We start from the raw sequence: 2,043 nt of genomic DNA on the forward strand, positions 1-2,043 counted from the left end.
ACTGACCACGCAGGCGCAGCGGGCAGAAGAGGCCCGGCAGAAGGCCTCTTCCGGCGGGACGGAACAGTCCGCTTTTCCTGATACCCTGCCGGACTACACGGAATATGGCCGGGACAACGGTATCCGTCTGTCTGCCGTGTGGCTGACGCACGACCCGGAATACCCGGACAACCTGCCAGCCACGCCGCTGGTGCGCTATGGCTGGACGCCGCGCGGCGAACTGGCGGCGGTGTATGACCGCAGCAATACACAGGTGCGCAGCTTTACTTACGATGATAAATACCGGGGCCGGATGGTGGCGCACCGTCACACGGGCCGGCCGGAAATCCGTTACCGTTACGACAGCGACGGGCGGGTGACAGAGCAGCTTAATCCGGCGGGTTTAAGCTACACGTATCAGTATGAGAAAGACCGCATCACCATCACCGACAGCCTGGACCGCCATGAAGTCCTGCATACCGCAGGCGAAGGCGGGCTGAAGCGGGTGGTGAAAAAGGAACACGCGGACGGCAGCGTCACGCAGAGTCAGTTTGACGCGGTGGGCAGGCTTAAGACACAGACGGATGCGGCAGGCCGGACAACAGAATACAGCCCGGATGTGGTGACGGGCCTCATCACGCGCATCACCACACCGGATGGCAGGGCATCGGCGTTTTACTATAACCACCACAGCCAGTTAACGTCAGCCACCGGGCCTGACGGGCTGGAAATACGCCGGGAATATGATGAATACGGCCGTCTGATTCAGGAAACTGCCCCTGACGGCGATATCATCCGCTACCGTTATGATAATCCACACAGTGACTTCCCCTGCGCAACGGAAGATGCCACCGGCAGCCGGAAAACCATGACATGGAGCCGTTACGGCCAGTTGCTGAGCTTCACCGACTGTTCCGGCTACCAGACCCGTTATGACCATGACCGCTTCGGGCAGATGACGGCAGTGCACCGCGAGGAAGGCCTGAGTCAGTACCGCACATACGACAGCCGTGGACAGTTAATTGCCGTGAAAGACACGCAGGGCCATGAAACGCGGTATGAATACAACGCCGCCGGTGACCTGACCGCCGTCATTGCCCCGGACGGCAGCAGAAACGGGACACAGTACGATGCGTGGGGAAAGGCCGTCCGTACCACGCAGGGCGGGCTGACGCGCAGTATGGAATACGATGCTGCAGGACGGGTCATCCGCCTGACAAACGAAAACGGCAGCCACACCACCTTCCGTTACGATGTACTCGACCGGCTGATACAGGAAACCGGCTTTGACGGCCGCACACAGCGTTATCACCACGACCTGACCGGCAAACTTATCCGCAGCGAGGATGAGGGGCTGGTCACCCACTGGCACTATGACGAAGCAGACCGCATCACGCAGCGAACGGTGAATGGTGAAACCGCAGAACAGTGGCGGTACGACGAACGCGGCTGGCTGACAGGCATCAGCCATCTCAGCGAAGGCCACCGGGTGACGGTGCATTACGGGTATGATGAGAAAGGCCGCCTGACCGGTGAGCGCCAGACGGTGCATCACCCGCAGACGGAAGCACTGCTCTGGCAGCATGAGACCAGACATGCGTACAACGCGCAGGGGCTGGCGAACCGCTGTATACCGGACAGCCTGCCCGCCGTGGAATGGCTGACTTATGGCAGTGGTTACCTGGCAGGGATGAAACTCGGCGACACACCGCTGGTGGAGTACACCCGCGACCGCCTGCACCGGGAAACGCTGCGCAGCTTCGGCCGTTATGAACTCACCACCGCTTACACCCCTGCCGGGCAGTTACAGAGTCAGCACCTGAACAGCCTGCAGTATGACCGCGATTACACCTGGAACGACAACGGCGAACTCATTCGCATCAGCAGCCCGCGCCAGACCCGGAGTTACAGCTACAGCGACTCCGGCAGGCTGACCGGCGTCCACACCACCACCTCAAATCTGGATATCCGCATCCCGTATGCCACGGACCCGGCAGGTAACCGCCTGCCCGACCCGGAGCTGCACCCGGACAGCACCCTCAGCATGTGGCCGGATAACCGTAT

General features: G+C 61.1%; 1 pseudogene. It reads left to right on the top strand.

Annotated elements, in window-relative coordinates:
- Nucleotides 1-2,043 (top strand): annotated as a pseudogene (locus BEB42_RS25785) (RHS element protein); the annotation flags it as partial.

Origin of the sequence: Escherichia sp. MOD1-EC5990, assembly GCF_002965285.1 — a bacterium.
Classification (GTDB): Bacteria; Pseudomonadota; Gammaproteobacteria; order Enterobacterales; family Enterobacteriaceae; genus Escherichia; species Escherichia coli_F.